The sequence below is a fragment of the Nonomuraea longispora genome, from assembly GCF_004348345.1.
In the GTDB taxonomy this organism is placed as follows: Bacteria; Actinomycetota; Actinomycetes; order Streptosporangiales; family Streptosporangiaceae; genus Nonomuraea; species Nonomuraea longispora.
Genome location: NZ_SMJZ01000323.1, coordinates 1 through 6083, shown reverse-complemented (window position 1 = coordinate 6083; position 6083 = coordinate 1). Strand labels below are relative to the sequence as shown.

Sequence of the window (6083 nt, the reverse complement as noted above, 5' to 3'; positions counted from 1 at the left end):
CCCCTGGCACGGGCCGCGACCAGGGGAATGGCGCAGCTCGCTCGACCGCGCCGCCTACGAGGGCGGCGTGCGGGCGATCCGCGCCCTCATCGAGCAGGGCGAGGTCTACCAGGCCAACCTCTGCCGGATCCTGTCGGCGCCCGCCCCGCCCGCCGCCGACCCGCTCGCGCTGGCCGCCCGCCTGGCGTCCGGCAACCCCGCACCGTACGCCGCGGTGATCCGCGTGCCGGGGCTGGGCGTGGTGTCGGCCTCACCCGAGCTCTACCTGTCCCGCGACGGCGACGTCGTCGAGTCCCGGCCCATCAAGGGCACCGGCGTCACCGCCGGCGACCTGCTGGAGAAGGACTACGCCGAGAACGTCATGATCGTCGACCTCGTCCGCAACGACCTCGGAAGGGTCGCCGCCGTCGGATCCGTCGAGGTCCCCGCGTTGTGCGCGGTCGAGGAGCACCCCGGTCTCGTCCACCTCGTCTCCACCGTACGGGCCCGCCTGGCGCCGGGCACCGGCTGGCCCGAGCTGTTCGCCGCGACCTTCCCGCCGGGCTCCGTCACGGGCGCGCCGAAGTCGTCGGCGGTCCGCATCATCAATGAGCTCGAACCAGCCCCCCGCGGGCCGTACTGTGGGGCCGTGGGCTGGGTCGACGCCGACCGGCGCACGGCGGCGCTGGCCGTGGGCATCAGGACGTTCTGGCTCTCGGGCGGCGAGATCCGGTTCGGCACGGGCGCGGGCATCACCTGGGGCAGCGACCCCGGGCGCGAATGGCTCGAGACCGAGCTCAAAGCAGCCAGGCTCATCGCCCTGGCATCCACAGGAGGAGACTGAAGTGAACATCCCTGTCTGGGTCAACGGGGAGCTGATCGACCCCGCTCAGGCCACCGTGTCGGTGTTCGACCACGGGCTGATGGTGGGCGACGGCGTCTTCGAGACCATCAAGATCGTCAAGGGTGAGTCGTTCGCCCTCACCCGGCACCTCGACCGGCTCACGCTCTCGGCCCAGCGCATGGACCTGCCCGAGCCCGACGTCGAGGCCATCGCCGACGGCATCGGCAAGCTCCTGGCCGTCGCGCCCGCCTGGCCGCTCGGCCGCATCCGCGTCACCTACACCAGCGGCCCGGGCCCGCTCGGCTCCGACCGCGGGGACCAGGGCACCACGTCCGTCGTCATCGTCGACGAGCAGAAGCCGTTCCCCGCCACCGCCGACGTCGCCGTCGTCCCCTGGCCGCGCAACGAGCGCGGCGCCCTGGCCGGCGTCAAGAGCACCTCCTACGGCGACAACGCCAAGGCCCTGCTGCACGCCAAGAAGCGCGGCGGCGGCGAGGCCGTCTTCGGCAACCTCGTGGGCGATTTGTGCGAGGGCACCGGCTCCAACATCTTCGTCGTACGCGACGGCCGCCTGCTCACTCCCACCCTGGAGTCCGGCTGCCTGGCGGGCGTCACCAGGGCGCTGGTGCTCGAATGGTGCGGCGCGGAAGAGACCGACGTCCCGCTGCGGGCCCTCTACGAAGCCGAGGAGGCCTTCCTCACCTCCACCACCCGCGACGTCCAGCCGATCAGGCGCGTCGACGACACCGAACTGCCGGTCGCGCCCGGTCCCATCACCGCCAAGGCCATGCGGGTCTTCGCCGAGCGCTCTGCCGCCGACCTCGACCCATGAGCTAGGGTCATGCCTCACAACTGATCGTGTGAGGCATGACGTGGCAGTCGATCCGCAGCGCCCGGGAGAGCCAGGAGAGGCCGATCCCGCCGCCGGCGCACGCGCCGGCTCGGACACGCGGGCGGCGGCGGACGGACGGCCGGGCGGGATGTCCCGCCGGGCGCTGCTGCTCGGGGCGGGCACGGCAGCGGGTGCGGTGGCCGTCACGGGAGGCGCGGTGTGGTGGCGTTCTGCCCAGGGCCCGGCGTCCCGTGGGCAGGCCGCCGGCCGCGACGCGAGCGGCCGTGGCACGCCGTCCACCACCCCCGCGGGCTCGGCGGCGCTCGACGGGCAGGACGTCGTGGCCGCGGTGCGGAGCGCCATCAGGGGGACGCCGATGGCGGACCTCACCTTCGACGGCGGCCTGACGCAGAGCGAGTTCGCCGCGAAGGCGCACGGCCGGATCCGCTTCCACCCCGAGGTGAGCTCCAGCCGGGAGAACTGCGCGTTCGCCATGACCGTCATCCCGGCGGGCGAGCCCCCGCTGGATGTGACCATGACGCCGTCCGGCGACAAACGCAGAGGCCGGCGTGAGCGGGCCGGCCAGGAGCACCTCGACATGGTCGTCACCATGTCGGGAATCGGGGTCGTCCTCGACCTGGTGGGCGGCACGGAACGGGTGAACGTGGCCGGCTCGCTCCACTCCGGCGACCTGCCGGCGGAGAGGGCGCCCGGCGTGGTCCAGGAGCAGCTCGCGGGCATGGCCGGCTGGAAGAAGAGCGAGCTGAAGGGCACCAGGATCACCTGGGAGCTGGAGCTGGACCGGCACCACCGCCCCCGGCGCTTCGTGCTCTCCTGGGTGATGCGGCTGTCCGACGCCGAGCTCGCCTCCACCTACTCGACGACGTACGAGAACTGGCGGCAAGGGGAGATCACCGCGCCCGGCTGACGACAGGCGCATGCCATGGGATCGCCTCCGGCCCGTCCTGCGGCGATGATGAAGGGCATGGAGACAGCCCCGGTGCCGCCGATCTCCACCATGGGTGCCATCGTCACGGTGGAGCACGTGCTCGCCCGAACCACCGCCCTAGCCGTCCTGCTGCCGATGATCCAGGCCTTCGACACCGGCTGCCTGCTGAACATCGACGTCGTGGCCCGCAACGCCGCCGCGCCGCGCGGCCTGGCGCTGCAGCTCGACTCCGCGTTCTCCGGCGAGGAGAGCACGTCGCTGCACATCACGCTGCGCTATCCGGACGGCGTCGAAGTCGCCTCCGACACCGACCACCACTGCGCGCCGCCGAGCCTGTCCTGGTTTCCCGGCGGCGTGCGCGGCGACGCGGCGTACACCCTCTACCAGACGCCCCTGTGGCTGCATCCGCTGCCACCGCCGGAGGACTTCGTCCTCACCATGGAGTGGCCGTGGGCCGGCATCGGCCTGGAGACCGTGCGGCTCGACGGCGCCGCCATCGCGGGCGCGGCGGCGCGGTCGAAGCACTGCTGGCCGTCCTGGGGCGCCACCGAGGTTCAGTAGGACTTCTGCGTCTGTACGTTGAAGTCGTCCATCTTGATCTCCTTGGCCGGGTCCGTGAGCGGATGGTCGATCCGCAGGACGTCCAGGCCCTGGCGCATGTCGCTGCTGTAGATGTAGCCGTTGTAGTAGTACGCCGACCACGAACCCACGATGCCGCCGACCTCGTCGGGTCCCCGTTCGAAGAAACCGATCTCCTTGGGGTTGGTGGAGTCGGTGAAGTCCCAGACCGACACCCCGCCCTGGTACCACGACTGGACCATGACGTCCTTGCCCGGGACCGGGATCAGGGACCCGTTGTGGGCGACGCAGTTCTCGTCCGGCTGCTGCTCCCTCGGGATCTTGAAGTAGCTGCGCCGCTTCAGCTGGCCGTTCACCAGGTCGTAGACGGCGTCCGCGCCCTTCGTGGGAGGAGTGTTCCCGTCGCAGGTGGCCATCGCGCCGCCGCCCAGCTCGTCACCGAAAACGATCTTGGAGCCGTCGTTGTTGAACGTCGCCGAGTGCCAGATCTCGAAGTTCTCGGGGTCGTCGAGCCGCTGGGCGACCTTCGGCTCGACCGGGTTGGTGATGTCGAGGATCACGCCGTCGCCGAAACAGGCGGCCGCGGCCACGTTCTTCTCCGGGTAGGCGGTGATGTCGTGGCAGCCGGAGCCGCCCCCACTGCTGGAACGCTCGGGGAACAGGTCAGGCTTCGCCGCGATCCTCGCCGACTCCGGAGCCTGGAGCGGGACCTCCACGATCTGGATGAGCTCGTGCGGCGGCTGGCAGGTCTCCGAGTCGGGCTCCGGGCCCGGCGACGAGACGTACACGTACAGGGTCTCCCCGGCGGGGACCATCGTGTGCGTGTGGGAGCCGCAGTCGGTCTGGACCGCGCCGACGTACCTGGGGCTCTTCTTGTCGCTGATGTCGAAGATGCGCAGCCCTTCCCAGCTGCGGCGGTCATCGCGCGAGTCGCACTCCGGGCCGCTGCGCGGCTCGTCGATCGACAGGATGAGCAGGTCTCCGTAGACGGTGACGTCGTTCTGCTGCGCCGGGCAGGTCACCTGGCTGACGATCTGCGGCTTCGTCGGGTCGCTGATGTCGTAGATCGCGAACCCGCCGAAGTTGCCCACGTACGCGAAGTCGCCCTGGAAGGCGAGGTCCGTGTTCAGGTCGTCAGGACCGTTTAACGGGGCGGCTCTCGGGATATTGGCGACGTGTTCGATGTTGTCACTCTTCATCACGCCGTCGGCGGCCGTCTTCGCCGGAGCGCTGGTCTCCTGCGACGACCCGGCGGGCGTTTCGGGCCTGCCTCCCAGCGGGACTCCGGCGCACGCGGAGACCAGCAGCAGGACCGTACACAACAACGCTCCGCGCAGCTTGGCAGAGATCAACGCGCATTCCCCTTCGTGATGTGGCTCAGTATGGAAGCTATGTCAGCAGGTTCGTCGCCGCGCACGGTCTTCATCACGCTTCTGACCATATTGGGCCTTAGCGCCTGTTCGCAGCCGCCTGCCCAACCCTCTGCCGTGGGTACGGAGGCGCCGGTCATCGTGCCAGGCAGCCCCGGAGGCTCTGGACGCACGGCCACCCCCGGGGAACGGATCGGGCAGACGCCCGCCCCGACCGTGGCCTCCGACGTGCGTTTCGCCGAGGCCATGATTCCGCATCACCGCCAGGCCCTGCAGATGACCGCTCTGGTGAACGACCGCACGACCACGCCGACCATCCGCTCGATCGCCGGCGCGATCGACGCCGCCCAGCGCCCGGAGATCAACGGCATGACCAGCTGGCTCGCCGAACTGGGCCGCTCCGCGCCGTCGGGGCACGACCACGGAGAGGCCGAGGGGTACGGGATGGCGACCGAGCAGCAGCTGAACGCGCTGAGCGCGGCCAAGGGGACCGCCTTCGACCGCATGTTCCTCGAACTGATGATCAGGCATCACGAGGGGGCGGTGAAGATGGCGGGAGAACAACTCGCGACCGGCCGGGACCGGCGCATGCGGCTGCTCGCCAAGGATGTGTACTCGGGTCAGAGCATCGAGATCGGCCGCATGAGGCGGGTGCTGGAGTCGCTGCCCGCCTAGCCTCGTGTCAGGGGACGCTCGGGTTCGCAGGTCGCGGTTCGTGAGGGGCGCTCCGGGGGGCTTCCGGTCACGAGGGCCAGAGCATGTTGGTCAGTTCGCTGTCCAGGTCCATGAAGTCGGTCTCGCGGCCGGCGGGCACCTTCTCGTACGTGCGGTGGAGGAACTCGGTGAGCGGGGCAAGCGGCACCTCGAAGAGCGCCTGCCCGAACGGTGACGTCAGGCTGATGTGCAGCGTGCGCTCGCCGTCGGCGCGCGCAGGCCACACCTGCACGTCGCCGTCGCCGACGCGGCGCACGATGCCCACGGTCAGCAACTCGCGAGCAAAGATCCACTCGACCGGCTCGTCGTTCCCTACGTGGAAGGCCATGCGGATGGCGTATGGGTCGTCGGCTGTGTAACTCAACCCGGCGAGCAGGGGGACGGTTGTACGGTCGGGGACCACAAGCCGAAGGCCAAGCTCGGCGGAGACGGTGGTGCTGTTCATCGTCAGCCAAACCTTTTCGTCGTAGGTCCCCTCTACGGGGCTTTCACTGCTCTGACGGACTTCGTCCTGAGCCATGACGCAGGGAACGAAGAAACCCGTAGGAAAGATTCCGCTCCTAGGGCCTTCTGTAACGCACATCACAGCTGGACATTTAGGCATCTACCAGGCTAAACGGCATCAATCGGGTCGTATTTGCAAGGGTTTTGCGTACGGTGGACCGTGATCCGCAGGCGTCGGTCATGAACGTTTCTTGCGAAATGATCGCGACCGGCGTCTTCCCGAACACGACTGATGGTATGCCACCGACCCGCCATGCCGACGGGCAACCGCCGCGTTTCACCCGAATCCCTACCGCTGCGCCGAACCAGCCC

At 69.6% G+C, this 6083-nt stretch carries 7 protein-coding genes; 5 read left to right on the top strand and 2 right to left on the bottom strand.

Annotated elements, in window-relative coordinates; translation table 11 throughout:
* The 4 genes from E1267_RS42070 to E1267_RS42055 all read left to right on the top strand — a co-directional run.
* Positions 1–823: chorismate-binding protein (locus E1267_RS42070; protein ID WP_132341658.1), on the top strand; the 823-nt coding region annotated here is incomplete at its 5' end.
* Between the two features lies 1 nt (position 824).
* Positions 825–1655, top strand: coding sequence for an aminotransferase class IV (locus E1267_RS42065; RefSeq protein ID WP_220449931.1), 831 nt, complete (start codon positions 825–827; stop codon positions 1653–1655).
* A 40-nt stretch (positions 1656–1695) separates the two neighbouring features.
* Positions 1696–2583, top strand: a complete 888-nt coding sequence (locus tag E1267_RS42060; RefSeq protein WP_132341656.1) for a hypothetical protein — start codon at positions 1696–1698, stop codon at positions 2581–2583.
* Between the two features lie 57 nt (positions 2584–2640).
* Complete coding sequence (locus E1267_RS42055) at positions 2641–3165, top strand: hypothetical protein (RefSeq protein ID WP_132341654.1); 525 nt, start codon at positions 2641–2643, stop codon at positions 3163–3165.
* Here the strand turns inward: E1267_RS42055 and E1267_RS42050 are convergent.
* Positions 3159–4535, bottom strand: coding sequence for an LVIVD repeat-containing protein (locus E1267_RS42050; protein ID WP_132341652.1), 1377 nt, complete (start codon positions 4533–4535; stop codon positions 3159–3161). The two genes, E1267_RS42055 and E1267_RS42050, sit on opposite strands and share 7 nt — an antisense overlap.
* 135 nt (positions 4536–4670) lie before the next feature.
* Here E1267_RS42050 and E1267_RS42045 point away from each other — a divergent pair, with 135 nt between their 5' ends.
* Positions 4671–5228 (top strand): DUF305 domain-containing protein, encoded by a 558-nt coding sequence (locus E1267_RS42045; RefSeq protein ID WP_246064690.1) that lies wholly within the window; start codon positions 4671–4673, stop codon positions 5226–5228.
* 67 nt (positions 5229–5295) lie between these two features.
* On the opposite strand, the gene E1267_RS42040 is transcribed toward E1267_RS42045, so the two are convergent.
* Positions 5296–5712: an SsgA family sporulation/cell division regulator gene (locus E1267_RS42040; protein ID WP_132341648.1), complete on the bottom strand. Its 417-nt coding sequence runs from the start codon at positions 5710–5712 to the stop codon at positions 5296–5298.
* Positions 5713–6083 lie beyond the last annotated feature (371 nt).

Bases quoted from the DNA above. Each gene is read 5' to 3' on its own strand.
- E1267_RS42055 (WP_132341654.1), top strand. From the start codon at position 2,641: ATGGAGACAGCCCCGGTGCCGCCGATCTCCACCATGGGTGCCATCGTC.
- E1267_RS42040 (WP_132341648.1), bottom strand. From the start codon at position 5,712: ATGAACAGCACCACCGTCTCCGCCGAGCTTGGCCTTCGGCTTGTGGTC.